This is a genomic window from Vibrio sp. B181a (assembly GCF_030248375.1).
Classification (GTDB): domain Bacteria; phylum Pseudomonadota; class Gammaproteobacteria; order Enterobacterales; family Vibrionaceae; genus Vibrio; species Vibrio campbellii.
Genome location: NZ_JAHGAD010000022.1, coordinates 31,424 through 57,768, shown reverse-complemented (window position 1 = coordinate 57,768; position 26,345 = coordinate 31,424). Strand labels below are relative to the sequence as shown.

The window sequence follows — 26,345 nt, the reverse complement described above, 5'->3', positions numbered from 1 at the left end:
CGAGTTACACCAGAAAGAAAAAATACAGAAAGCAGACGAACGCTAATAGTGTTGCTGAAAGCACTGGATAGATGATGTAAGAATCATGGTTGCTGGTACGCTGGTAGCAGAGCGAAACCAGCAAAATATTATAAACCACGAGCAGTAGGCTAATCATGGTGCCGCTGTTGAGATTGAGGCTTGATAGTTGAGTGAGAAAAAATGTCAGCAATAGGTAGTCGAAAATGATCAGCCAGAGAAAGGCTTTTTTGAGCGAGTCATTTTTGGATTTATTGGGCGCAGGTACGGACATATCGAACTCAACTACACAAATTTCAGCAATATTATCGTTGGGGAAAAGGTCACGCAGAGGGTAGAAACTGGTGACCTTTTAGGGGGTTATAGGTCTTGAATCTGAGGTTTGGTATCGTCAGGTTCGACTGAGTAACGAATCACTTCTTGCCTAATCACTGGCTGGTTAAACTCTGCTTGCTGTTTGGCTTTTTGTAGCTCACTGTCTTCTTGATTGCCGAAGAAGGTTTCCAAAACTTGTGCTGCTGGTGTGGTCAGTATGAATAACTCAATTCGGCGGTTCTCGCTAGAGTCGGGCTCTTTTGGGTTAAGCAAGGCACGATCTGACATCCCAGTCACTTGCATGACGCGATCGTCTGGCATGCCGCCTTCCACTAAGGTATTTCTTGCAACATCAGCACGAGAGGCAGACAACGCCCAGTTTGATTGTCGACCAAAACGCTTTTTGAACGGTGTCGAATCGGTATGGCCACTGATGATCAATGGGTTGCTGATGCGTTCGAAAACGGGAGCAAGCGCAAGTAACAAATCCTCAAAGAAAGGGGTTAATTCTGCGCCGCCACGGCTGAACATGTGTTGCTTGTAGTCATCTTGCAGCACAATGCGCAGACCTTGCGGGGTAATGGTGACATTAACGTTACCCTGCGCGCTGATTTGCCCGACGACCTCATCAATCACTTTGGCCAGCAGAGCGAGTTGCTCTTGGGTATCGAAATTGCCTGGGATAAGCGAGTCAATCTCTGGGCCATCGCCGTCACCTTGGAAGAAAGAGCTGACGACGTGGTTAGAGTTGTGCTTACTTGGCACAGAAGAGTCCTGTGCCAAGTCGATAGGAGAGATACTTTGTGAGGTATCGAAAGGGTTACCGTAGCTCTTATCAAAAACGCTCGAACTATGAAGGTGCGCCACAATGGCTTTGCGCTCTTCCTTGTCGACCACTTGCATGACCCAAAGGACAAGAAACAGCGCCATCAACGCGATCATGAAGTCGGCAAACGCGACCTTCCACGCGCCACCATGAAACTCATCATGGTTATGTGCTTTCGCGCGTTTGAACACCACATGCTCTTGTTTTTGCATTATCCCTCCTGTTCAGCTAGCCACTTCTCCATTTGGTTGAAAGTTGGTTTGATGTCTAACTGAATGTGTTTACGGCCAGCGTCGATAGCGAGCAAGGTAGGCTTCTTCGCAACGTAAGCAACCAGAGTGGCGCGTACACATTCGAAAGCCGTCATGTTTCGTCTAACTCGTTGAGCCATGGCGTTACTGAGTGGATCTAAACAACAGTAACAACCAAAAATACCAATGAATGTACCAACGAGGGCGGCGGCAACGTGATAACCAATCAATGCAATTGAGCCATCAATGGCTTGCATGGTAATGATGATGCCACCGACTGCCGCAAGAATACCGAACCCAGGAAGAGCCTCTGCTGTGCGCTGCATGGAGCGTGAAGGCAAAAGCATCTCGGTTTGAATCGCTTCGATTTCTTGTTCTAACAGTCCCTCTAATTCATGAGGCGACATTTGTCCCATTGCCATTAAACGAAAATTGTCGGTAATGAAAGAAATTAGACGATGATCGTTACTGACTTTTGGATAAGCGAGGAAAATTGAGCTCTGCTCTGGTGATTCAATGTGCGAATCGAGAAATTTAAAACCGCGGCTGCGTGCGGTTTCGAGTAGGTTATTAAGCAGCGCCATCAGCTCCATGTAGTACTCATACTCTTGACGCGGGCCAGAGATGGTCGCACGTACTTGCTGACGCATCTCTTTTAACACTTGGGGCGGGTTGCCAATGATCAGTGAACCTGCTGCCGCACCGATGATGATCAAGAACTCGGCTGGCTGCCAGATAGCGCCGAGTTTACCGCCTGCCCACATGTATCCGCCGAAGACACACATCAGTACAGTAATGGCTCCAAAAAACTTTTGCATCTTGTGACTCCTAAGAGGACATTAATTGGTTGAGTTGTTTAAGCGCTTGTTTGTGCAACTGACAGATGCGAGGTGGTGTCAGATCGAGCACGAGCGCGATTTCATGGAGGTTGAGTTCATGCTGATAGAACAAGGTGAGCAACAGTTGGTCGCGTTTCGACATTTTGCCCAGCGCAGTGTCTAAGCTACGGCGAATGTGCTCATGTTCCATGCCGTCATATTGGCCGCCAAGGTGGCTGTCTCCGCCAGTTTCCATCAATTGGTCGAGGCTTTGCATTTCGCCCGCGAGTGCGGCGTTTTGGCGGTTATAGTAGTCTTGCTCATCAGTACCTAGCGCTTTGATTATTTCAGCATCGGTGGGCATTCTGCCCAGTGCCCGAGTAAGATCTCGTGTCACATCGTTAAGCTCATGCGCCTGTTGGCGGGTTTTGCGTGAGCGCCAATCCAAACGACGAAGCTCGTCCAAAATCGCGCCACGAACACGACAAACGGCAAAAGCGGGGAAGTGTGGATCATCCACATCCCCATAACGACGCCCAGCTTCGACAAGCGCAATCAAGCCGATTTGCTGCATGTCTTCAATGCTGCAGTGCGAGGTCGCATGAACGCGCAGTTGGTTGACCACGCGCTTAACCATGACTTGGTGACGTTGCAGCAGTGCATTTTCATCAATCGGTCGCGACGGCGTATTCACTTCCTCCGTCGCGGTATAACTTTCCTGTAAGTTCATCTCCAACATGGCTGTGCTCCGTTATTGCACAACGTACTTGGTTAGCAGAACATCATCGATATCACGAACGATGTCGGTTTTTGCGAACGCAAGCAGCAGAGTCTCTTTGACTTCGCTTTGAAGGATATCAATGGCACCCGCCTGCTGAAGCTCATCAAAGGTTTTGTCGCTGAACAGTTTTAGCAGTGAGTTTTGAACCATCGGCATGTAAGCATCAATATCCTTAATACGCTCTGGGCGGCGTGTTTCCACCGCAAGTTCCAGCATCACAAAATGAGTTTGCTTCTTGCCTTTGATGGTCAGCACCACTTTATCTAATGGATGAAAGCTTGGGCCTTTTGTTGTTGGTTGTTCAGAAGTTAGGAATGCCAGCGGTGAGTCCTCCAAGAAGGCGCTAACGCTGGATTCTGACGATGAAGACTCTGAACTTTTGTTGAGGTACCAAATACCGCCGACCACAGTGGCAGCGGAAACGAGGGCACTGGTGATGATCATGGTGATAAACAGGGCGATCATTTGTTGTTTGGTCATAACCTTTTTCCTCGATGATTCATTAGGCTTGAGTGTTCAGCCAATGCTCTGAATAGTTTGTTGTTGTATTAGATTGAAAGGCGTTGGTTTCACGCGCGGCGAAGACGGTTGCTTCTTCTTGAGAGCCATCATGAGAATGTCGCTCTTGACCTTGATCTGAGCCGACGTTGACGTCTACGTGAACGAAGTTCTGCTCTTGCAGTTCAGTTCTAAGGCGCTCAGATACCTGCATTAAGGCTTCACGAGTTGCGGCAGTATTGGCGTTGATCTGCACGCTCAAGCGGTCACCTTCCACGCGTACCAATAAATCCAATTTGCCCAACTCTGGTGGATCGAGACGGATTTTAGCTTCTTGTAGGTTTTGCTGAGCTTGTAATGTCACGCGATCTTGCAGCACTTGCATCATCTGCTCGCCCCATCTACCAGAGCTGGTATCCACGCGAACCGCCGCCCACTCCGCACCTTGAGCTTGAGTTGCTGCAAGCGGTGAGGTTGGATTTGAATGTTGCGCGTTTGGTGTCTGCGATTGCGTGTTGGCTGCGAATGCTTGCCCATGAGTAGGTTGATTCAGCAACGTTTGCAAATCAGAAGCAGAAACTTTAAGTGAATTTACCACGCTCGCTTGCACACCACTTTGGCTTTCTTGCGCGGGGGCTGTAAGCATTGGGTTGGCTTGAGCGCCCATGTTTGCACTTTGCGATGTGTTATTTGCCGACACTTGTGCAAGCTGGTTGGTATCGCCTTGCTTAGTGGCCGCCTTACTGATTCCCTGCATGAGAGCTTGCGCTTGGGTGGCCAGATTCACCTCTGATGAAGCATTACCTAGTAACGTTTCGTCAGAGGTGTCTTCTGTGTGGAGCTCTGGTGAGCTGGCGTCAGGTCGCATCACTTCCGCCGGTGAGGCTTGCGTATTTAAGCGAAACCCGGCAACGGTGATAGGCGCGTTGGTTTGGCCCTGTTGAGTGACCGTGGCTGAATTTGCTGGTGAAACGCCTTGCTCTGAACGAGCGTGAGAGATCTTCCCTGCGGCTGTCGATTGAGAAGGTGAACTCGCAGGTATTGAGTTGGTAACCATCATTGCGTTAGCTCCATCGTCATCGCAAGTTGATATGCCATGGCTCGTTCTTGTTGGTCGTTCACCATGTTCATCTCCTGCTGTAGTTCGCTGGTGGCTTTCTCAAGCGCAGCAAACGCAGTAGCATGCACCGCTTTTGCTCGCTGGATTTCCGGTGCGAGTTTCGGATCTTTCAAGAAAGGCTTATGGCTGATAAGCAGTTCTCGCAACTGTAAGTCGTAGCGTTTGAGTGCTTGCCAATCGGCCGTTTTAGTGGCGATTTGGATCAGTTTTGATAAGTGGCGAAATCGCTCCGGCGACACTTTATGCTTGCTGTCCAAAGTTCATCCATCCTTCTCGAATGTTACCCATTACGCGCTCTACATTGTCTAAACGTGTCGCATCGTTCTGTACGCTGGTGTAATACAATTCGACTTGGCAGAAGTCGTAGAGCTGACGTAAGTTCTCAGCGATCTCACCGCCATTCTCTTCATCCAATGCGCTGCTTAATCCGATAAGGATGTTCATGCACTTGTTAATGCCAATTCCTTTCTCAGCAAGACGATTGGCAGCCAAATGGCCGCGGACACGTTCAATTTCATCGAGCAACCCGTCGATCAGCATGACAACGAGTTGATGTGGGTTGGCGGATGCTGCTTGAGCATCCAGATCGACCTGTTGGTATGAGTCGTAGCCGGAATCCATTAGCATAAGTACTTCTCCTAAAAGCGTTAGCCAAACATCGACATGGTTTGGTTCATTTGCGTCATTAAGGTGTTCATTTGAGTAAATTGGGTGAGGTAGCGGTTGTACGACATCTCGTACTTACGCTGTAAAGAGGTTTGTTTGTCTTCAATTCGGTCTAAGTTGGCTTGCAGCGCATCTTTGCGAGAATTGAACGTGCCTGTAGAGAATTTCAAGAACGGTTCTGCCATGTCATCAAGTGAGTCGAGCAGGGCACCATCACCGTTAAACATGGTTTCTAGTGCAGCGCTGTTGTTCTTCTGTGCTTCGGCAAACTTATCCTGATCGACCTTCATTTTGCCGTCACGATCAATAGTGATGCCGACTTCACTTAAGCGCATACCACCATGCTCACCACGAACGAGCGTATTCAATTGGCTCTCAATAGATCGCAAGGTAGGGTCACTGGCGAGCACTCCACGAGCTTGGTCTTCGCCGCCGATTTGAGTGTATTCATCTAAGGTCGAAATCAATGCGTTATAGGTATCGACAAACTTGGTGATTTGTTCTTTCGTGCCCTCGCTATCTGCGCCAACTTCCATTGAGATCGGTGCTTCTCCTGAGGTTTGTGCTTTGGTGACAGTGATGTCGACACCATCAATCACGCCTTCAAAAGTATTGCTTGAGTTGGTGAGTTGAAGACCGGTTCCTTCCGCGCCAAGCCAGATAACAGCATCTTGCGGTTTGCTGATTTCTGTCGTGTTGGTGAACGCATCTTCAAACCAAGTTTGTCCTGTTCCCGTCGCGCTGACATTGATTGTGTTTGCCACGCCTGTCTCGGTACTAGAGAGCATGAAGTGTGTTTGCCCGTTTGAGCGAACAAGTGTGGCATTCACGCCTGGGTTATCAGGGTTGTTGTTGATCGCGCTGACTAGGTCCGTCATGGTCGCTTTACCATCGCCGTCAGTATCCACCGTCGACATATCTAACGTCATGGTTTCACCGTTGATGGTGAACTCTAACGTACCGGTAGTTGGGACCTCGGTAGTGGCCTCCAAGTCTGCAGGCATACCCGTAGAAATCTGATGTGAAGTGGCGACTTGCTCAACAAAGATCTGGTAGTTACCGACTAACGCGTTCGCATCGGCACTTGCGGTGAAAAAGCCATCTTGAGAGGTTGTTGCCGTATTCTTGATGATGCTGTTTGTGCTGCTGTTCATCTCGTTAACCGCAGTACGGAATTCACGCAGTGCACTTTCCACCTTACCTAAAGCAGTAAGCTGCGCTTGGTATCGATCGGCTTGCAATTGGTAGCGCTGTTGAAATGGCTGAACATCTAACGTGGCGAACTGGGTTGCCATGGTAATTGGATCTAACGAACTCATGAGGTCGCTCCCTCTCTCATCTGTATTTGGCTTTTCTATGCCAGTAATAAATACTCAATCGCAAGATGTGTGCCTGATATCTATACCTATATAAAACAGTATCTTACGTTCTATTTTGTGTGTTGGGAGGAAGCGGCTTTTCCACCTTGCTGGTTCCGCTTTCCCCTTGATAGTTAAAGGGGTTCCCAAATAAAAAAGGCGACCAAAAGTGGTGAAAGATTTAATGCAATGGAGGGAAGAAAAGACAGGCATGTAGCGATACGCATCATGCGAAAGTTTAGGCGTTTACTGCTAAAGGATTCAGATTTTTCTGATCCTGTTTGAATGCAAAGGTTTGCTATCTTATGCCCCTGCAATTTTTGTGGTTGCTAGCGGCTGGCTATTCCCCCTAATTCGACTAAAAAAAGAACGACAATAATGAATGACTTTGTTTTACGACTGATGAAGTGTGCCCGTGCATATGAGGCTTTCATTGGCACCAAACTGCGCAGTAAACAGAACATTAATGCTGAGGAACTGGCGAACATTCGTGTAGAGGCGCTCTCTCGATTTCCCGAGCTCAAAGCGTATGAGCCACATCGAGGTGTGGAATCTGCCGAGCTGGAGCTGTTCAACAAAGTTCTACATAACACCATGCTGAAAGCAGGCTTTCGCATTCCTTCTAGCCACACCAACGAAGCCACTTCCATCTACATCCGTCGCTAGAACGCTTTTCCAAGCGCTTTTTCAGACAAAGAAAAGCCTCCCAGATACGAGGGAGGCTTTGAGTTTTCGGACGAACTAAATTTTGCGCTTTATTCGCGAATAGTGAGTCTCTATTAGCGCAGTAGCGACATTGCCATGCCTGGCAGCTGGTTAGTCTGAGAAAGAACCGTTGTACCAGCTTGCATTAGCATTTGGTTCTTCGTCATGTTTGAAGATTCAACAGCAAAGTCTGCGTCAGTGATACGGCCTTTCGCTGCAGATGTGTTCTCAACCATGTTGCTTAGGTTCACTACTGTGTGGTCTAGGCGGTTGATTGTTGCACCCATACCTGCACGAGCTGCGCCCACTTGGTCGATTGCCGTTTGGATTTCACCCATAGCCGTTTTTGCGTTTGCTTGGTCTGCTGCAACGTCTGCGCCGCCGCTGAAGTTAGTGAAACCTGTAGTAAGAGTGTCAAACGCTGTACCAACTGCACCGTCAACTGTTGTTGCTAGGCTTAGTGTCTCTGCACCAGAAGCTCCGATTTGAAGAGTAAGACCGCCGCCTTTAACACCACCAGTCGCAAACAAAGCGTCGCCAGCAAATTTAGTGTTAGTCATGATGCTGTTTAGCTCTGTTTCAAGCTCTGCAAACTCTTTATCAAGTGCAGTTTGGTCTGCTTGAGAGTTAGTACCGTTCGCTGCTTGTGTTGCTAGGTCGTTCATGCGGTACAGAATGTTAGTTGCTTCATCGAAAGCACCTTCCGCTGTTTGCAGCATAGACATACCGTCTTGTGCGTTACGCATTGCAACGTTCATACCACGTGATTGAGTTTCTAGACGGTTAGCGATTTGTAGACCTGCAGCGTCATCAGCTGCTGAGTTGATGCGGTAACCCGTGCTTAGACGCTCCATCGCAGTGTTAAGCATGTTGTTTGTGTTGCTTAGCGTGTTTTGAGTAACCAGCGAAGCGTAGTTAGTGTGCATTGATAGAGCCATAATCTGTTCTCCTTGATTGTTCAATGTGGGACTATCGCCCCGCTCACTAACTAGAGGCGGTCGGTTGGTTTTAATGATTAATTGGAAATTTAAAAATTTTGCCAATATCGCCAATTTTGATGGTTTTTGGTGATGTATATTCCAGAAAATTCGTGTTTTAAGGCAGTTTAGACATGAAAAAGGGCGAGTTCTGGCAGCTGAACTCGCCCTTCTTTTTTAGCCCGGTTTATTCATCGCCGAACGATTTAAACGACAATGAAGTGGGAATATCACTGAAATAGCCGAAATAATAACTCGCACCGAGTAAGCGGTAACGATTGAGCTCGTTTTGGCTTGCGACTCTACCTGCCACCCAAGGGAATTGATTACGACGCAGGAAGCGTGCGATGGGAAGAAACGCATGCTGATCTTGCTTGTTTTCCATCGTGACGGATAGCTTGATCAGGTCGGGTTCAAACTCGGCAATGCGTTCAAAGTGTGTTTGGCTGGTCGCAATTTCAAACCACAAGGCATATGCGTTGTCTTTCAGCTGGTCAACTAAAGCAGCAACGCGTTCATGCAGGCACAGAGTTTCATCGGCTTGCAAAGCGGGCACGACATGTTGAAATGCTGCTTTGTGGAATTGAATCATTTGATTCAAAAAGTGACGCCCTGCTTGCCATAGTAAGGCGTCGACCCGAATAGGCACCACGACATTGCTGATAAGGTCCGGATGAAAGGTATCGAGCTGGAACTGAGTTTGGCGCAGGGCTAAATACAAGCTGTATAAATCTAAGCAATATTGCATTTGCTCAGACAGTTCAAACTGATAAACACTCTGCTCGCCACGTACACCAAAGCGCAAGGTAAGGTGCTGGTATTCCACCTCACCGGTTTTTGTTTTACGGATGGCCTGACAGGCGTGTTGAATATCATTGTGTTTGAGCGCATCAAACACCAGTTGGTCGTCGTCCGTGACAATGTGTTGCAGTGCGAGATCGCACAAGTAGTCATACATCGCTTTATTTGAGATGAGATTAACCAAGGTTTCCTACCACGTTGATCTGTTTATTTTCTGGAATTTCATTGTAAGACAGTACCGCCAATCCTTGGGTAAAGGTACGTGCGTAACGTGCCAGCAATGGACGTAGTTGAGGCATCACCAATAAGATTGGCGGTAGCCCTTGCTGCTTCAATTGCTGACGAATCAAAGGCAAGTTCTGCTGGAACTGGCTAAGAATGTTTGGCTCAATTGGGAAGCTATCGAGCATGACGGTGCCTGCGGCTTGTGCTTGTTGCAACGACGTCATCAGCATCTGTTCAAGCTCATCAGACAAGGCGTAGACATTCAGCTCGTTCTTCTGACCCGCAACTAAGTTAACCAGAGTGCGTTTCAGCGCGCAGCGTACATCCGCCGCTAATAAAATCGGATCTTTGGTGTTTTCTGAAGACTCCAACATGGTGTTGGCGATGGTGCGAATGTCTTTTAGCGGAACTTGGTCGAGCAGAAGCTGACGGTAAACCTTAAGCTGCTGCGCTGGTGTCAGAGCTGCTGCCAAAGCTTCTGCCAATTTTGGCGCTTGCGCCGTAAGACGTTGAGTCATGGCTTCAACATCGTCATGGGTAAACAGTTCAGCCAAGTTAGTTTTCATAATTTTGCTGATGTGTGTGGCGATAACCGTGCCATCGTCAACCACTTGATAGCCCATGTTCAGCGCTTTCGCTTTGTCTTGATGTTCAATCCAAACCGCAGGCAATTGGTAGGCGGGGTCACTGCCTAGAATGCCATCTACCTCGCCATAGGTTTCACCCACAGCAATCGCCATTAAGCGTTCTGGCTCGATAAAGCCTTGCTCAATCACTTCGCCGTTCAAAGCAATGGTGTATTGGTTCGGCTTTAAACTGAGGTTGTCGCGAATACGCACTTCCGGCAGTAGAAAACCCACTTGCTCAGAGAGATTGCGGCGAACACCACGAATACGCTGCGCTAGAGGCGCGCCTTGTTCTTTGTTTACCAAGTGCACCAAGCGGTAGCCTAACGCTAAAGATAGCGTGTGGACATGAGGAATATCGTCCCAAGTGAGTGCGGTTTCTTCTTCCTGCATTGCATGAGAGAGTGCTTCTACTTGGTCGATTTGTGTATCTTGCACTGGCTTTTTGCTCTGTCGCCAGCCCGCGAATGCAAGCACTGCGGCGAAGGTGAAGAACGCAAGGTGAGGCATTCCTGGAACCATACCAATGATCGCCATGATAGCGGCAACGGTATACAAGGTCGCTGGTGTTGCAAGCAGCTGCTTGTGCATGGTTTCTGACATGCCGTTATCGCTGTCGTTAATACGCGTCACGATAATGGCTGCTGCGGTCGCAAGTAACAGTGATGGAATTTGAGCAACAAGGCCGTCACCGATAGTCAGCAGGGCATAAGTTTTGAAAGCTTCTGACGCTGGCAATCCGTGCTCGAACACACCAATGCTGATACCACCAATGATGTTGATGAACAGGATCAGCAAGCCGGCAACTGCATCGCCACGAACAAACTTGGACGCACCATCCATGGAACCGTGGAAGTCCGCTTCGTTCGCCACCTCTTTGCGGCGTTGGCGCGCGGTTTCTTGGTCGATCAAGCCTGCATTTAAGTCGGCATCGATGGCCATTTGTTTGCCCGGTAGTGCATCCAAGGTAAAGCGTGCCGACACTTCAGAAATACGTTCGCCACCTTTTGTGATCACGACAAAGTTAATGATCATCAAGATGATGAACACCACCATACCGACCACGTAGTTACCGCCGATCACTACTTCACCGAAGGCTTGAATCACCTTACCAGCAGCATCGCTGCCGTTGTGACCTTCAAGTAATACGATACGCGTTGAAGCAACGTTTAGAGTGAGGCGAAGTAAAGTTGCGACCAACAAAATGGTTGGGAAAATCGAAAAGTCGAGTGGTCGCTTCGCTGTGGTGCTGACCAGCAATACCAAGATCGCTAACACGATGTTGAAGGTGAACAGCGCGTCCAATAGCAATGGTGGCAAAGGTAAGATGACCATTGCCAATACCATCAACAAGACGATTGGAATACCAATGTAGCCTTTAGTGGAAGTTTGAAGGTGTTTTAACCGGTTAAACATACTCTGGTGTCCTTGGGTAAACGCGGGTTAATCAGTGTTGCAAATGCTTTGGAATTGAAAAATGAGGCAAAGGCGTCGGTTCCTTTCCGTCCCCTTTACGAAAGGCTTTCAACTGCAAAACGTAAGTTAAAATATGGGCCACCGCGATATAGAGTTGGCTTGGTATAGCTTGCTCAATGGCCGTGGTGTGATAAATCGAACGGGTCAGCGGCGGCGAGTTGATGATCTCGACTTTGTTCTCGCGGGCGATGCGTTGAATATGCATTGCGGTTTCATCGACGCCTTTTGCCACCACAAATGGTGCATCGGACAACGATGGTTCGTATTTCAATGCCACGGCATAGTGAGTCGGGTTGGTGATCACCACGTCAGCGGTGGGCACCATCTTGTCGATTTTACGGCGCGCAAACTGTTGCTGGATTTGGCGAATGCGTTGCTTAACTTCTGGTCGGCCTTCGTTGTTCTTGAACTCTTCTTTCAGCTCTTGTTTGGTCATGCGCAGCTCTTTGAGGTGCTCCCAGCGCTGGTAAGGAATATCAAGTACTCCAAACAGTAACAGGGCGAATCCCATCAGCAGCAGACCTTCAAACAAAATCGACATGATCAGTGAGAAGCCTTGGCTAAGTGGTAAGTTTTGCATGCCAAGTAGCGGCTGAAGATGGTTGTCTAGATAGCCATAAAGAATGCCGAAGATGACGAGCACTTTGAAAGTCGATTTGACCAATTCCACCAGTGAGCGAGTAGAGAAAATACGTTTAATGCCAGAGATAGGATTCAGTTTACTGAGCTTTGGCATCACGTTCGCCGGACGGAACATCCAGCCCCCTAACACCATGCTGCTGCCAAAGGTGACAATGATGATGACGGTGAAGAGAGGTAAGAGCATCTCAATGATCACCGCCAAGCTCTGACCAAGATGTTCCACCAATTGTTTTGGGTTTTCTAAGTCAGCTTTGGTTAGGGTCATGTTGTAACGGAATACACCAGACATGCTTTCCCAAATACTGTTGAGCTGGGAATAAAAAAACATCGCAACGGCTAAGAAGATAACTGCGGTAGTGAACTCTTTTGCGCGCGGAATTTGTCCTTCCTGACGGGCTTTTTTGACCTTCTGGGGGGAGGCTTTCTCGGTTTTGTCTTGAGACGACTGTTCGCTCATGCGCCCCCCAACATAAAGTTATTCAAGAAACGAATGGTGTCGTGGACTAACGCGGTATAGCGACTAGGCACCCCAGAAACAGAGATCAACACGCTGAACAAACCTAACAGCATGGTCATCGGGAAGCCTAACGCATATACGTTTAGAGAGGGCGCGGCTCGGTTCATCACACCAAAGCTGATATTGGCGAGTAGCATGGAAACGATCGCTGGTAACGCTAAGGCAAGCGCAGAAGCAAACATCCACCCAAAGATATTCACGACACCTTGCAAAGACAGGGCGGTGATCCCCGAGCCTACAGGCCAAATGACAAAGCTTTGAATGACGATATCGATAACCAGTAAATGCCCTTCAAGTGCAAGAAACAGCAAAGTTGAAAAGATAAGGAACATGCGGCCTAGAATCGCCACAGACAAGCCATTAACCGGATCGTTCATCATCGCCATACCCAAGCCCATTTGTAACGAGATAGTCTGGCCGAGCATGGTGAATACATTGAACAACATGTGCAGGATTAAGCCGAACATCAGACCCCATATCGCTTGCTCGAACGCTAAGAAAAGCGAGGTCATCGAGAACAGTTCGACTTCTGGCATCGGTGGCATTAGTGGCGCGGTGACCACCACAATCGAGAGGGCAAGTAAGCTGCGAACCCAAACTGGAATCAACGCGTCACCAAAAAATGGCATGGAAATAAACACGGCACCGACGCGAAAAAATGGCCACCAAAGCTGACCTAGAATCACAGACAGTTCCGCAAACGTGATCGCCATTAGCCGATCATTCCCGGTATGTTATGGAACAAGAAATCAAACAACTCCATGATTTTTCGTAGCATCCAGTGGCCTGCAAAAATCACCATCAACAGCGTGACTAACAAACGTGGCAGGAAGCTCAAGGTTTGCTCATTAATTTGCGTAGCAGCCTGAAATACAGCAATACACAGGCCAACAATCAAACCCGGTACGACCAAAACGGCCACCATCAAGATGATCAGCCAGACGGCGTCAGAAAATAGGGTAACGGTGAGTTCCGGTGTCATGATGCGCCTCCACTACCCAAAGCTGGCGGATAGTGTACCGACCGTCATTGCCCAGCCGTCGACCAGAACAAACACGACGAGCTTGAATGGCAACGAAATGATCAGGGGTGACAGCATCATCATACCCATTGCCATCAACACGCTGGCGACGACAAGGTCGATGATCAAGAACGGTATAAACAACATGAAGCCGATTTGAAACGCGGTTTTCAGCTCACTGATTACAAAAGCGGGCAACACGACAGCAAATGAAATGTCTTCCACGTTTTGGTCGATGGGCTCGTTGGCAATACGCAACATTTGCTCCAGCGAGCTTTGGTGGGTTTGTGCCAACATAAAATTACGAACGGGTTTTTCGGCCACCGAAAACGCCTGCATCAAGGTAATTTCACCATTGTCATACGGTTTGAAGGCGTTGTCGTGAATATCGGTCCAGACAGGGCGCATAATAAGTAACGTTAATGCCAGTGCAATACCAACCAAAACACGGTTTGGCGGGCTTTGTTGCAAACCCAGAGCCTGACGCAGAATCGCCAACACCACGATAATGCGTGTAAAGCTGGTGGCCATCAAGATGAAGGCTGGCAAGAAACTGAGTGCTGTCATGAGCAACAGGATTTGTAGCTTAACGCTGTACTCTTGCTGTGTGTCCCCGTCGGAAACGGACAAGATGGTTAAGCCATTGTCGGCAGCCATGGTTGGCAGTGCAAACAGCAGTAAACCGAGGAATGCAATCACCATTAACGGCAACCGACGCTGACTGTCACTCAGAAGATTCATCGCACAACCCACCTGAATTTATCGACCTACGCCGCTAAGCGCAGAGTCATGCACATCGATCAGGCGTAGGCCATATTTGTCGTTAATAACCACGACTTCTGCCTGCCCCATCAGAGAGCCGTTTACTTTTACATCAAGTGGCTCGCCATTGAGCTTGTCCAGTTCAATCACTGTGCCTTCACCGGCTTTCATCAGGTCGCCCAAAGGAATCTCTTTGCTTGCGACTTCTAGCGTGACCGTTACTGGGATGCTTTTAAAGAAACTGAGGTCGCGCTCTGCAACAGGCTCGGGAGCGAATGCCTGTTCAGTTTCAAAATCTTCTAATTGAAAATCGTCAAAGTTTAAATCATCGGCGTCGAATGCTTGGTTGTCTTGCGCGTCGCTCATCGCTGCGATTCCTTATCTGGGTTAAAAATCAGTACAAGCTGGCCGTCTTGTTCCGCAACACGGCCAGAGAAAAGAGTTTGGTTACCGATGCTCACGGGCACGGTATTGAGAAGCTCGATGGGCAAAATATCGTCCGGTTGCAATCCGACCACATCACTCAGCGCCATGGTTTTCTTACTCAATACGACATTGAGACGCACCGGCGTTGATTCCAGAGAGCGACAAAACGGCTGATACAAGTCCGTATCGTTATGAAGGGCTAGCTGCTCGATCAAAGTTTGAATCATGGTGCTATCAAGCTTGAGGTGAATAGCACCTTGGAAATCTTCAAACGCGATAGAAAGCTCAGCATGCAGTCCGATACCTCGTGGTGTTTCGTACTCGCAGGTTTGCCACATTTCTTGCGGTGCAAGCCAGTTGATGATGATTCGGCTAATGCGCTCTTGAAGGCGTAAGTCACTCGCCGTCAAAGAAGTGGAAGTACGCTCGGTTGCGGCGCCGTAAAAGCGATCGGCCAGTTTGATTAATGCTTGCGCGTCTCCGTGGATATACACCATGCCACCATCTTGGTGTTGATAGGTGGAGGTTTGGTCTTTATCCAATAAAGTTGGCGAGAATCTGTGTAGTTCTACGGCAACTAAATTCGCTTCAATTTTGTTGGTGCTGAGCCAATTTTGTAATTCATTGGTTAGGCCCGAACAAGACTCTGAGATCAAACTTTCGAGCTTCTCACGAATGATATGAATAGGTTTGCCTAGCAACTCTACATCAAGCAATTTGATGTCGGAAATAGGCTCATTAACTCTGCTTTCCATTTATATTTTACCGTGCGTTAACAAACTAAACTGTTTTAACTTAATAGCGGACAGTCTACACAGACTTTTTTAAGAACCTTTAGTTTCAACTTTAAAGATTGTGACTTTAGTTCACATGTTGATTTGAATCTAACTATAGGTACTTTTAATGAAAATTAAAAAGAGTTAGCTTTGACTTATAAAAGAGTTAATAAAAAATATAACAATTATTAGCTAAGTTGTTGTTAATTCGACCAGTTAATGCTGATGGAGAGAACAGCAGTCTTTGCAATTTGAGCCTTGTAACTCATTGTTTTGTTGGTCTAAAAAAGTCTATTTATGAATGCTTGCTTGAGCTTTGTGACAGAATTATGACCACTTTTAATATTTCAGAATAGGGAATTTATATGATTACCTATGCCAAATTTTATAATCCAATGGCATATTTAATTAAACCTTCTATGTCAGGGAATTGTGATAAATACCTACAAAGAAGCCGTTTGATAATATTTTCTAAAGTATTCCTGTTAGCTGGTTTAACTTCACCTAGTTTTGCATCGGCAGGTGAGAAAATCACCGTTCCAATGGATCTTTCTACTTGGCTATATAAAGGAAATAGATTCGAATGCAACTTAATGCACTCAAATATTCCTGAGGGGAAGTTTTATTTCCGCGCGGAACCAAATAACCGAGTTTCTTTTATTGCCAACGTTCATAATAACAACAATAAATGGAACGGCGCTGTATTGCTTAGTGAGAGTGCACCGTGGGAAGGAGAGCTTTTAAGAAAAGAAGAGGCTTCGCTTGCGTTTACCTCGGCAACTAATCAGTTCGCTTTCTCGCATGGTACAGAGTCTCTGCTTGCATCCATTTCTTCCGGAAGCTGGGTTACGCTGTCACTTAGTGGAAGTGAAGGTTCCGCTCTCAGCAGTATCACTCTGCCAACCATTCAAATACAAAATGCATTGGCCTCATTCAATCAATGTCGAGATCAATTGCCAAAGTTATCTTACTCCCAGGCTCGTGATGTGAATTTACCATTTCAGTTTGGTCAAAAAACATTAAGCCGCAGCCAACAAAGTACCTTGGCAGCACTCTACAGTTACATTTCTGTCGATGATCGCGTCACCAAAATTCTTGTCGATGGCCATACCGATAATGTTGGCTCTCAATTGGCGAATTTAAATGTATCTCGCCAGCGAGCTGAGCAAGTCGCAGAGGCTTTGGTTCAACAAGGTGTTGACCGTTCGTTGATTGAAGTTCGTGCTCATGGCTCGCGATACCCAATTGCTAGTAATAACACCCAAGCAGGGCAAGCCAAAAACCGTCGAGTGACACTGCGTTTGGTTCGAGATAACGAGCGTGTGATTACTAAAAATGACTTGGCCAGACACACGACAGGCAAAAGCAACCCAGAAATAAAACAACAACCCCAACAAGAGAAGGTAAAGGTTCAATGATGACGAAAATGGATATTTTGTTGGTTGAGCCAAATGAACACCTCGCTCAACCAGTGCTGGATGTACTTGGGAATGCTGGTTATTCCGCAAGACACAGTCGCACTGGTCGCAGCGCGCTATTGGAAGAGCGAGCTTGCATTACGTTGGTCAGCTCAAACTTACCGGACATGTGTGTACGTGAGTTTGTCGCGTGTCATCAAAAGCAGCGTAGTGCTGGTGTGGTGATTGCGATTGTTGATCAAGAGCAGGGCATTTTGGCGGCGGAAACAATGAAGTCTGGGGCGACGGATTACTTACTTCGTCCCTTTGAAACGAATCAATTGCTGAACTTACTCAAGCGAGTGGAAGCCTTGGGCAAACCACTGGCCAACATCGTTGCTGAATCATGGCGCAGTAAACAAGTGCTTCAACTCGCGCACCGCGCTGCCTGCACCAATGCCAGCGTGCTTATTACTGGTGAATCGGGTACGGGTAAGGAAGTGCTGGCACGTTACGTTCATGAGCAATCTCCTCGTGATGACGGTCCGTTTGTCGCAGTGAACTGTGCTGCGATTCCAGAATCTATGTTGGAAGCAGTGCTGTTTGGCCACGTGAAAGGGGCATTTACTGGTGCCACCAATTCGCAAAGCGGTAAGTTTGAAGAGGCCAATGGTGGCACGATTCTACTGGATGAAATTGGTGAGATGTCACCAGCGGTGCAGGCGAAGTTATTACGTGTGCTTCAAGAGCGAGAAGTGGAACGTGTTGGTAGTCATAAAGCGATTCAGTTGGATATCCGAGTGATCGCTGCAACCAACAAAGACCTGCGCGAAGAAGTGCAAAAAGGCACATTTCGTGAAGATCTTTACTACCGTTTGGATGTGCTGCCATTGCATTGGCCACCCCTGCGAGAGCGCAAAGAAGACATTTTGCCGATCAGCCAGTTCTTTATTGGAAAATACCAAGACGGCAGCCGCTGCCATCTGTCTCAAGATGCTATTTCTGCCCTGAGCCAATATCACTGGCCGGGCAATATTCGCGAACTCGAAAACGTCATTCAACGTGCGCTTGTCATGCGTCATGGGGATTACATCACCGCGCATGATCTGATGCTGCCAATCGAATTGCTAACGCCTGTGCCTTCCGCGGAACCGGTTTCAAGCTTTGGCCACGTTGAGGCGAAGAAGCAAGCTGAGTTCCAGTTTATTCTCGACAAATTACGTCAGTTTGGTGGAAACCGAACCAAAACGGCCAACGCTTTGGGAGTGTCTACTCGAGCGTTACGTTACAAGCTCGCCGCCATGCGCGAACACGGTATTGATTTACAGTCGGCGCTTGGCTCGGCTGCCTAAAAGGAGAAAAGTAGATGGCAAGTCAACCAACTAATGCAGTCTCAGCAGAGCAATTAATGCTGTCTAAAATGGAGGCAATGCGAACGCAAGTTCAGCCGCCAGAATTTGTTGTGAGTGCAAACCCGTTAGATCAACAATCTTTGAACGCCCCATTGTCTTTCTCACAAGCGATGACCAATGTGCTGGATACGGTCAATCAGCATCAATCGGTAGCGAGTCAAAAAATGACCGCCGTCGAAACGGGCGCAAGTGATGATTTGGTCGGTGCGATGATCGCCAGCCAAAAAGCGAGCCTTTCATTCAATGCTTTGATGCAAGTGCGCAACAAAGTGGTCATGTCCTTTGAAGATATTATGAAGATGCCGGTGTAACCCATGTCAGAACTTTCCACTCAAGTGGCCGGTAATTCTGCAATGCATGCCGGTACAACTCAGACTCCTTCCTCAAATCGAGGGATGGATGACGTAACCAATAAAATCAAGCAATTGTGGTCGAGCAGCCAACGTAACCTCGTATTATCCGCGGTGTTAGCGGCCATTGTTGCGGCCATCATCGTGGTGGCGCTTTGGAGCTCTTCGCAAAGCTTCCGTCCGTTATACAGCCAACAAGAGCGTTTTGATATCGGCGAAATTGTGTCGGTATTAGAAAGCGAAGGCATTAGCTACCGCATGCAAGAGCAAAACGGCCAAGTATTGGTTCCTGAAGGTGAAGTTGCCCGCATCCGCATGCTGCTTGCTTCGAAAGGGGTGAAAGCGAAATTGCCAACGGGTCTGGACTCATTAAAAGAAGACAGCTCGCTAGGTACCAGCCAGTTTATGGAAACGGCACGTTATCGTCACGGTTTAGAAGGTGAGTTAGTGCGCACTATCATGTCGCTAAATGCAGTAGCGAATGCACGTGTCCATCTTGCGATTCCTCGTCAAACCTTGTTTGTGCGTCAAAATACAGAGAATCCATCGGCTTCTGTGATGTTAGAGCTTAAGCCGGGCGAAGATCTTAAGCCTGAGCAGGTCGAAGCTATCATCAACCTGGTGGTTGGCAGCGTGACAGCAATGAAGCCTGAATTTGTCTCGGTCATTGACCAATACGGTCGACTATTGAGTGCGGATGTGGCTTCTGCTGAAGCGGGCAAAGTGAACGCGAAATATCTTGAATACCAAAAGAGCGTTGAGAAGCAAATCATCCAACGCGCGGCTGACATGCTAACGCCAATCGTAGGGCCAAGTAACTTCCGCGTACAAGTTGCGGCGGATATGAACTTTAGCCAAGTCGAAGAGACACAAGAGATCCTCGACAACGCACCAGTCGTTCGTAATGAACACACTATTCAAAACAACTCCGTTGACCAAATCGCGTTAGGCATTCCTGGCTCGTTAAGTAACCAACCTCCCGTAACTGGTGAAACGCCAACCAACGATAGCCAGAACACCAATGCACGTTCAGAAGTGAATCGCCAATATGCGGTAGGCAGCAGTGTGCGTCGAACTCAGTACCAACAAGGTCAAGTTGAAAAGCTCAGCGTGTCAGTTCTGCTTAACTCGCAAGCCGCACCAGATGGTGTCGCGTGGAGTGAAGCGGATAAATCGCAAATCTCAACCATGATCATGGACGCTGTGGGTATCTCGAATGCGCGTGGCGACAGCTTGAGCTTGATGAGCTTTAACTTCACCCCAATCGAGATCGACGCGCCGCCAGCATTGCCTTGGTGGCAAGACCCAACGGTGCAGCAACCATTGCGTTACGTGATTGGCGGTGTGTTAGGTCTAGCGATGATCTTCTTTGTGCTGCGCCCGTTGATCATGCATTTAACGGGAGCGGATAAGCCTGCTCAAGAACTTGAATTTGCTGAGCCACAAGAAGAACCGCAATACGATAACCTCCAGACTCGTGAAGAGCGTGAGCGCGAAGAGCTGCTCAACCGCAAACTATCGGAGAAAGGCATTGCCGTATCGTCCGGCTTGGATGTGAACAGCGACATGCTGCCGCCAGCGGGTTCTCCACTAGAGATTCAATTGAAACACCTACAGCTTATTGCTAACGAAGAGCCAGAGCGTGTAGCCGAAATTCTGAAACAATGGGTAAACATCAATGAACACAGCACAGTCGACGTCAAAGCAGACGCTTAGTTATGTAGAACAAACCGCGCTTGTGCTGTTGGGCATGGGTGAAGATGCAGCCGCTAAAGTGTTGCAGCATTTTAGCCGCGATGAAACCCAGCGAGTGACACGTGCAATGGCGAAGTTGAATGGCATCAAAAGTGATTCTGCCCGCAATGTGATTCAACATTTCTTCGAAGATTTCCGTGAACACAGTGGTATTCGCGGCGCATCAAAAGAGTACTTGTCGAATACTTTACGTAAAGCCTTGGGTAATGATCTGGCTAAGGGCTTACTCAACAACCTGTATGGCGATGAAATTCGCAATAACATGCAGCGTTTGCAGTGGGTAGAAGCAGAAACTCTGGCCCGTTTCATCGTCAATGAACACCCTCAGATGCAAGCGATCTTCTTGGCATACTTGCCTGCGGACAGCTCTTCAGCGGTCTTGAAGCACTTGCCTCAGGATTATCATGATGAAATCTTGTTCCGCATCGCTCAATTGCAAGATATTGATCATCAAGTTGCGAACGATCTGCATGAGTTGGTGGAGCGCTGTATCGATAAAGTGTCTGCAAGCCAAAGCACACCGCTATCGGGCGTAAAACAAGCGGCGGATATCATTAACCGATTTGAAGGTGACCGCGCATCCCTGATGGAAATGCTCAAATTGCATGACGAGAACGTGGTCAACGAAATCGAAGAGAACATGTTCGACTTTATGGTGCTCGGTCGTCAGCGCGAGGAAACCATGGACGCGTTGGTTCAGCAAATTCCACTAGAGCTGTGGGCTGTGGCATTGAAAGGTGCAGAGATTACCTTACAGCAAGCCATCAAACGCTCTATGCCACAACGTATGGTCAAAGCGTTGGAAGATGACATGGAGCTGCGTGGTGCTGTGGTACTGAGCCGAGTACAGCGTGCTCGCCAAGATATTATGCAGTTGGTAAGAGAGCTTGATGAAGCGGGCGAAATCCAACTGGTACTCTACGAAGAACCAACGGTGGAGTAAGGCGATGAGCGAAAGAAGATCAAATGCCATGCGCTTACCACCAAGCGGCTACCGTTTACATCGTTTTCCGCCTTTAGCTCAGCCAGTGAACATTGAAGATGACTTCGCCCTAGACGAGCAAGGTTGGCAAGATACGCAAGCGGATGTTCAACAGCAGCTTGAGGCAGGCTTCCAGCAAGGTCTACAACAAGGGCATGATGAAGGGCTCCGTCAAGGGATTGAACAAGGCAAACAACAAGGATTGCTGGAAGGGCAGAAAGAAGGTTTCCAGAAGGGGTTTATCTCTGGAGAGCAGTCCGGAAAACAGGGCTTTGTGGAAGCGGCTAAACCAGTCAATGAGCTATTCCAAGCCTTATCTCGTTGGCAGAATGAAAAAGAGCAACAACAGCGTCATATGATCTGCGAATTGGTGCAGAAAGTCGCACAGCAAGTGATTCGTGCGGAGCTCACCTTGATGCCGCAACAGATTCTGGCTCTGGTCGATGAAACCTTGTCAGCCATGCCGGGCAAAGCAGAGAGCGTGATTGTTCATCTCAACCCGCAGGATTTGGAGCGCATTACACAAATTAACGCGGATTTACCGACGGCTTGGAAACTGGTCGCTAATGCAGAGCTACCTGTTGGTGGATGCCAACTTGTGACAGAGGATGCAGAGGCGGATGCGAGCTGCGATTCACGCCTGCAGGCCTGTATGGATAACGTGAAGCAACACTTACTTGACGAAGTCTCGATGCCACAGGTAGACACTGAGCATGAGTAACACGTTGAGCCACGAACTGTTAAACGAACGATTGAGTGATGCATTAGCGTCACTCGATTCGATTCCTGTCGCGCGAGTGACGGGACGTTTGATCAAAGTGAACGGCTTAATGCTGCAAGCCGTAGGGTGCCGATTCAAACTTGAACAGCGCTGCTTAGTGGAAACGGCAGAAGGCGACATGATCGAGGCACAAGTGGTTGGCTTTGATCATACCGTGGCCTACTTAATGCCAATTCGCCGCTTAGGTGGCTTGTTCGCTGGCGCCAAGGTGATTCCTCTTGATGGCGACAGTACGGTCCAGCTCAGTTCACAATGGCTAGGGCGTGTAGTGAATGGGCTTGGCGAACCTTTTGATGATGGTGCACCGCTTAAGGGGGGAGATCGTGTTTCACTTGAACCTAAACCGATCAACCCGCTTAAGCGTCGCCCTGTTGATACGCCTTTGGATGTTGGCGTCCGAGCGATCAATGGTTTGCTCACTGTTGGCAAAGGACAGCGTATCGGTTTAATGGCGGGCAGTGGCGTCGGTAAAAGTGTCTTGATGGGCATGATCACGCAGAACACCGAGGCCGATGTGATTGTGGTGGGATTAATTGGCGAACGTGGCCGAGAGGTTCGTGAATTTGTTGAACGCAATCTCACCCCAGAAGCGCGTAAGAAAGCCATTATCGTAGCTGCGCCAGCCGACGAATCTCCTCTGATGCGACTGCGTGCGACACTACTTTGCCATCGTGTGGCGGAGTATTTTCGCGACCAAGGCAAAGACGTTTTACTGCTGATGGATTCATTGACACGTTACGCCATGGCACAACGTGAAATTGCCCTTTCTTTGGGCGAACCACCTGCCTCTCGTGGTTATCCACCTTCGGTATTCAGCGTCTTACCTCAGCTTCTCGAACGAGCAGGGAACAGCGAAAACCCTAACGGAAGTTTGACTGCAATTTATACCGTTCTTGCTGAAGGGGACGACCAACAAGATCCTGTTGTGGATTCGGCTCGAGCGATCCTTGATGGGCATGTAGTGCTGTCTCGTCAATTGGCTGAGCAAGGCCACTATCCTGCGATTGATATCAATGCGTCTATCAGTCGCTGCATGAATGCTTGCACTCATGAGGCGCACAGTACTATTGCGAATAACTTCCGTCAGCTTTACTCCAACTACTTGCAAGTGAAAGAGTTATTACCACTGGGAGGATACCAACCCGGACAAGATCCAGAGTTGGATCAGTCGGTTTCTATGTATCCGCATTTACGTGCTTATTTACAACAGTCAGCCAATGAAGCGGTGGACTATCCAACCAGTTTGACTGCGTTAGCGCAGATGTTTCAAAGTGAACAGCAGTAGCAGTTTGATAAGCGGATTAAGGAATTAGATGGAATCGAAACTTAAGGCAGTAGGCAAGCTGCAACTGATGGAAGAAAAGCAGCGTGACAGAGTGGGACAGCAGCTTGATGTTATGCGTCAGCGTCACTCTCACCTTACGATGCAGTTAGCGCAGCTTTCTGCCTTGAAAAACCATGCCGGACAATCCGCATTAACGACTCCTGTGCTCAATAGCGCGGCTTTGATGAACCTCAACCGCGTAGACCAAATGCTTCAAAAGATGCTGCGCCACCACGAACACGAACAAGCGGTGATGCAGGCGGAATGCGCGTCGGTACAAAAGCACCTTGAGTACAAACATGCCCGAGTTCAAGGCTTGGAGAAGGTACTGGAACGTTGGCGCACTAAACAAAACTACGAAAAAGCCAAGAAAGAACAAAAGCTGATTGAAGATATCATCAACTCGCGATTAAAACGCAAAGTCTTATAGTGCGCTTAGCTCTGATTGAGGTGTTGGCTTTACTTCAACTTCAAATAGCTCGTCTAAACATTTGCTCAAAGGCATAGGTTTCGCGACGCCATAACCTTGCGCAAAGTCGATGCCCAAGTTTCTTAATATCGCTATGTGTGCGGTGCTCTCGACAAATTCTGCCACCGTCTCTAAATGCATTTCTTTTGCGACCGTTACAATGGAGCTGACGATCAAACGGTCCGTCTCACTCTGCGTGATCTCACGAACAAACGCCCCTTCAATTTTAAGAATATCCAATGGTAATCTGCGCAAGTACGCGAAGCTAGCGTAGCCTGTTCCAAAGTCGTCTATCGCAATCTTACAGCCGTGATCTCGTAAGTGGCTCAAGTTCGCAATGGCTTGTTGCTCATTGATGAGTGCGGATGATTCGGTGATCTCAAAGCAAATCTTGTTCAGCGGAATCGAAAAGCTTTGTGCACTTTCAATGATGCGCACTGCAAGGTTCTCGGCACTGAGTGTTTTGGCGGTCAAGTTGATGGCGCAGTGGCCAATGTTATTCCAATTCTTCACCTTGTCACTCAGCATTCGGAAGGTATTGAGAATGACCCAGTGATCGAGCTTGATCTCTAAACCAAATTGATTAATCAATGGGAAAAATGCCGAAGGTGGCAGTACTTTTCCATCCTCCTCTTTAAGACGAAGGAGCACTTCAAAGCTGTGTTTTGACGGTTCCGATTCAGAAAGCTTCATGTATGGTTGGCAGAACAACTCAAATTGTTCGCGCTTAAACACTTGTTGAATGTGGTTCAGTTTGTCCACGCGATCCATTTCGAAAGATTGGATGTTAATCCAATGGATGCTGCTATCACTTTGAGGCGGTTGATCGCACAGAATCGACACCACTTTCTCAATGTCCTGATCTTGGCTGACGAGCGTGCAGAAAATGGTTGGGGAGACCAGTGCAACCGATGTACCTCGCCAATAAAATTGGAAGCTCTCTAAGTACTCCGCGACCTCGTTAAGGTCCTCTTCTGCGGTATCTGAGTAATGGGTAAAGCTCAGTAGACCCGTTGAGAAAGGTGGCCGATAACAACGATTTATGCTGTTGTTCCGTGAGTACAAAAACTCACTGAGTTGCATTATAAGTTGAGATTTTCCCTCATGGCCCAAATCGGTCAACATCGATAATGTGGGTGTTAAGTCAAGATAGATGAGAAAAGAGCGAGATTGGTGACTGATGTCTTCTTTCAACTGAGCAATGTTCGATAGTCCAGAATATGGATCGATACGCTCGGAGCGGATCTGCTTTTGTGTCATCTCAAACAGTTTTACCGAGTAGCCGCCCAGTAAATACGCCAAGGTGGTAAGCACAGTAATGATTATCAATAAGCCGTAGAACTGTTTGTCTCCAATTAATGCTTGGTTGTAGTGGCTGATACCGTCATTGATTATCAACAAGATAAATGGCGAGCCGACAAAGAGTGGCCGAATCAAGCCGTGTTTTGCCAAGCCAACGACGACAAGCAACACGGCGAAGAAGCTGAGCGAATTGAGCATGAAAGAGGTGGAAGAAAGCGCGGCAGCAATGAAAATCGCGATGCAACTCACGAGCCACGCTAAATAGCCTCGACAACGGCTATTAGAGATTCTTAAACGTTTATCCAAAGCGAGGTAAGACTGGGTATCGTTATCCGTCAACAGGCTCACCAGTACGTATAAAATAGGTGTTACCAACAGTTGAGTTAAGTAATTGCCTAACGTGGCATAAAACAGAAAATCAGGACTTAAAAACTGGCCATCAACGAAGGTATTCACCAACATGATTTTGATGGTATTCGCGAAAGGAAATAAACAGCCCATAATGACAAAAAACAGGCTGATCCGCTGTGCGGCTGGTTGATGTAGCGAGCGATTGTTTAGATAGTGAAATAGGCTTGAAAACGCAAAAGGTAAGATCGGAACGGTGAGCGAATACAACAAGGCATGCTCAGGGCTTCGACCAGTAAAGGCATAGTAGGCGAACAAGCTCAAGACAATTGCAGGCAAGGCTCGCCATTGATAGCGCAAAAAACTCACCACCATAACCGAACTCACCACCGAGATAAGCTGGAATGCATCTTTTTCTATGACAAACATCTGCGAAAGGGCAAATCCGGCAAACACAGAGAAGGTGACACCAAGCGTCAGAAACAGCATCGCTTTAACTTTAATACGGCGATCCGATGCAGCATTATTCATGAGTTTGATCTGAAAGTGGTTGGGTAGCCGATAATAACAGGATTATCGGCATGGAATGAATAGGAAAATTTCGATAAATAGAGTTTTTA

The 26,345-nt window shown here is 47.9% G+C and carries 28 protein-coding genes; 9 read left to right on the top strand and 19 right to left on the bottom strand.

What is annotated here, in order from left to right; translation table 11 throughout:
• Nucleotides 1-4: 4 nt before the first annotated feature.
• The 9 genes from KIO97_RS11000 to fliD all read right to left on the bottom strand — a co-directional run bounded on the left by KIO97_RS11000 (nt 5) and on the right by fliD (nt 6,612).
• A complete protein-coding gene (locus tag KIO97_RS11000; RefSeq protein WP_050905982.1) occupies nt 5-292 on the bottom strand; it encodes a hypothetical protein in 288 nt (95 codons plus the stop codon).
• Nucleotides 293-378: 86 nt separating this feature from the next.
• Nucleotides 379-1,371, bottom strand: coding sequence for a flagellar motor protein MotB (locus tag KIO97_RS10995; RefSeq protein WP_285382480.1), 993 nt, complete (start codon nt 1,369-1,371; stop codon nt 379-381).
• The gene (motA, locus tag KIO97_RS10990; protein WP_285382479.1) at nt 1,371-2,228 is read right to left on the bottom strand and encodes a flagellar motor stator protein MotA; all 858 of its coding nucleotides are present in this window, start codon (nt 2,226-2,228) and stop codon (nt 1,371-1,373) included. Before motA ends, KIO97_RS10995 begins: the two co-directional genes overlap by 1 nt.
• A 10-nt stretch (nt 2,229-2,238) precedes the next feature.
• The gene (locus KIO97_RS10985; protein ID WP_285382478.1) at nt 2,239-2,967 is read right to left on the bottom strand and encodes a FliA/WhiG family RNA polymerase sigma factor; all 729 of its coding nucleotides are present in this window, start codon (nt 2,965-2,967) and stop codon (nt 2,239-2,241) included.
• Between the two features lie 12 nt (nt 2,968-2,979).
• Nucleotides 2,980-3,489 carry a flagellar basal body-associated protein FliL gene (gene fliL / locus KIO97_RS10980; protein ID WP_005432357.1) on the bottom strand — a complete coding sequence of 170 codons (510 nt, stop codon included), beginning with the start codon at nt 3,487-3,489 and terminating at the stop codon, nt 2,980-2,982.
• Nucleotides 3,490-3,511: 22 nt separating this feature from the next.
• Nucleotides 3,512-4,567, bottom strand: a complete 1,056-nt coding sequence (locus tag KIO97_RS10975; RefSeq protein WP_285382476.1) for a flagellar hook-length control protein FliK — start codon at nt 4,565-4,567, stop codon at nt 3,512-3,514.
• Nucleotides 4,564-4,884: a hypothetical protein gene (locus KIO97_RS10970; protein ID WP_038890670.1), complete on the bottom strand. Its 321-nt coding sequence runs from the start codon at nt 4,882-4,884 to the stop codon at nt 4,564-4,566. The genes KIO97_RS10975 and KIO97_RS10970 overlap by 4 nt, the downstream gene beginning before the upstream one ends.
• Nucleotides 4,868-5,254 (bottom strand): flagellar export chaperone FliS, encoded by a 387-nt coding sequence (fliS, locus tag KIO97_RS10965; protein ID WP_038890671.1) that lies wholly within the window; start codon nt 5,252-5,254, stop codon nt 4,868-4,870. The genes KIO97_RS10970 and fliS overlap by 17 nt, the downstream gene beginning before the upstream one ends.
• A gap of 20 nt (nt 5,255-5,274) precedes the next feature.
• A complete protein-coding gene (gene fliD, locus KIO97_RS10960) occupies nt 5,275-6,612 on the bottom strand; it encodes a flagellar filament capping protein FliD (protein ID WP_045396491.1) in 1,338 nt (445 codons plus the stop codon).
• Between the two features lie 417 nt (nt 6,613-7,029).
• Between fliD and KIO97_RS10955 the strand changes: the two genes are divergently transcribed.
• The gene (locus KIO97_RS10955; RefSeq protein ID WP_005432352.1) at nt 7,030-7,317 is read left to right on the top strand and encodes a hypothetical protein; all 288 of its coding nucleotides are present in this window, start codon (nt 7,030-7,032) and stop codon (nt 7,315-7,317) included.
• Nucleotides 7,318-7,430: 113 nt separating this feature from the next.
• Here KIO97_RS10955 and lafA read toward each other — a convergent pair whose 3' ends face one another.
• The 9 genes from lafA to KIO97_RS10910 form a co-directional block, all read right to left on the bottom strand.
• Nucleotides 7,431-8,294, bottom strand: a complete 864-nt coding sequence (gene lafA, locus KIO97_RS10950) for a lateral flagellin LafA (RefSeq protein ID WP_285382472.1) — start codon at nt 8,292-8,294, stop codon at nt 7,431-7,433.
• A gap of 226 nt (nt 8,295-8,520) precedes the next feature.
• Nucleotides 8,521-9,318, bottom strand: a complete 798-nt coding sequence (locus KIO97_RS10945) for an EAL domain-containing protein (RefSeq protein WP_285382469.1) — start codon at nt 9,316-9,318, stop codon at nt 8,521-8,523.
• Nucleotides 9,311-11,401: a flagellar biosynthesis protein FlhA gene (gene flhA / locus KIO97_RS10940; RefSeq protein ID WP_005432348.1), complete on the bottom strand. Its 2,091-nt coding sequence runs from the start codon at nt 11,399-11,401 to the stop codon at nt 9,311-9,313. The genes KIO97_RS10945 and flhA overlap by 8 nt, the downstream gene beginning before the upstream one ends.
• A 31-nt stretch (nt 11,402-11,432) precedes the next feature.
• Nucleotides 11,433-12,560 carry a flagellar biosynthesis protein FlhB gene (flhB, locus tag KIO97_RS10935; RefSeq protein ID WP_045370773.1) on the bottom strand — a complete coding sequence of 376 codons (1,128 nt, stop codon included), beginning with the start codon at nt 12,558-12,560 and terminating at the stop codon, nt 11,433-11,435.
• Nucleotides 12,557-13,333 (bottom strand): flagellar biosynthetic protein FliR, encoded by a 777-nt coding sequence (gene fliR / locus KIO97_RS10930; RefSeq protein ID WP_285382466.1) that lies wholly within the window; start codon nt 13,331-13,333, stop codon nt 12,557-12,559. Before fliR ends, flhB begins: the two co-directional genes overlap by 4 nt.
• A complete protein-coding gene (gene fliQ / locus KIO97_RS10925; RefSeq protein WP_005375036.1) occupies nt 13,333-13,602 on the bottom strand; it encodes a flagellar biosynthesis protein FliQ in 270 nt (89 codons plus the stop codon). The genes fliR and fliQ overlap by 1 nt, the downstream gene beginning before the upstream one ends.
• A gap of 12 nt (nt 13,603-13,614) precedes the next feature.
• Nucleotides 13,615-14,382, bottom strand: coding sequence for a flagellar type III secretion system pore protein FliP (gene fliP, locus KIO97_RS10920; RefSeq protein WP_274291648.1), 768 nt, complete (start codon nt 14,380-14,382; stop codon nt 13,615-13,617).
• 18 nt (nt 14,383-14,400) lie between these two features.
• Entirely contained in the window at nt 14,401-14,769 is a 369-nt protein-coding gene (fliN, locus tag KIO97_RS10915) for a flagellar motor switch protein FliN (protein ID WP_005432338.1), read from the bottom strand.
• A complete protein-coding gene (locus KIO97_RS10910; RefSeq protein WP_045396475.1) occupies nt 14,766-15,584 on the bottom strand; it encodes a FliM/FliN family flagellar motor switch protein in 819 nt (272 codons plus the stop codon). The genes fliN and KIO97_RS10910 overlap by 4 nt, the downstream gene beginning before the upstream one ends.
• 386 nt (nt 15,585-15,970) lie before the next feature.
• Between KIO97_RS10910 and KIO97_RS10905 the strand changes: the two genes are divergently transcribed.
• The 8 genes from KIO97_RS10905 to fliJ are packed head-to-tail and all read left to right on the top strand — an operon-like array spanning nt 15,971 to nt 24,036.
• Nucleotides 15,971-17,023, top strand: coding sequence for an OmpA family protein (locus KIO97_RS10905; RefSeq protein WP_285382463.1), 1,053 nt, complete (start codon nt 15,971-15,973; stop codon nt 17,021-17,023).
• Entirely contained in the window at nt 17,023-18,354 is a 1,332-nt protein-coding gene (locus KIO97_RS10900) for a sigma-54 dependent transcriptional regulator (protein ID WP_038890689.1), read from the top strand. The genes KIO97_RS10905 and KIO97_RS10900 overlap by 1 nt, the downstream gene beginning before the upstream one ends.
• A gap of 14 nt (nt 18,355-18,368) precedes the next feature.
• Complete coding sequence (gene fliE / locus KIO97_RS10895) at nt 18,369-18,725, top strand: flagellar hook-basal body complex protein FliE (RefSeq protein WP_005532233.1); 357 nt, start codon at nt 18,369-18,371, stop codon at nt 18,723-18,725.
• Nucleotides 18,726-18,728: 3 nt separating this feature from the next.
• Complete coding sequence (gene fliF / locus KIO97_RS10890; RefSeq protein WP_038890678.1) at nt 18,729-20,480, top strand: flagellar basal-body MS-ring/collar protein FliF; 1,752 nt, start codon at nt 18,729-18,731, stop codon at nt 20,478-20,480.
• Nucleotides 20,443-21,462, top strand: coding sequence for a flagellar motor switch protein FliG (locus tag KIO97_RS10885; protein ID WP_005432330.1), 1,020 nt, complete (start codon nt 20,443-20,445; stop codon nt 21,460-21,462). The genes fliF and KIO97_RS10885 overlap by 38 nt, the downstream gene beginning before the upstream one ends.
• Nucleotides 21,463-21,466: 4 nt before the next feature.
• On the top strand, nt 21,467-22,222 hold the full coding sequence (fliH, locus tag KIO97_RS10880) for a flagellar assembly protein FliH (protein WP_043883495.1): 756 nt from the start codon (nt 21,467-21,469) through the stop codon (nt 22,220-22,222).
• On the top strand, nt 22,215-23,567 hold the full coding sequence (fliI, locus tag KIO97_RS10875; protein ID WP_005532229.1) for a flagellar protein export ATPase FliI: 1,353 nt from the start codon (nt 22,215-22,217) through the stop codon (nt 23,565-23,567). The genes fliH and fliI overlap by 8 nt, the downstream gene beginning before the upstream one ends.
• Before the next feature lie 28 nt (nt 23,568-23,595).
• On the top strand, nt 23,596-24,036 hold the full coding sequence (gene fliJ, locus KIO97_RS10870) for a flagellar export protein FliJ (RefSeq protein WP_005432325.1): 441 nt from the start codon (nt 23,596-23,598) through the stop codon (nt 24,034-24,036).
• Here fliJ and KIO97_RS10865 read toward each other — a convergent pair.
• Nucleotides 24,031-26,256, bottom strand: coding sequence for an EAL domain-containing protein (locus KIO97_RS10865; RefSeq protein WP_285382459.1), 2,226 nt, complete (start codon nt 26,254-26,256; stop codon nt 24,031-24,033). The genes fliJ and KIO97_RS10865 overlap by 6 nt on opposite strands.
• Between the last annotated feature and the right edge of the window lie 89 nt (nt 26,257-26,345).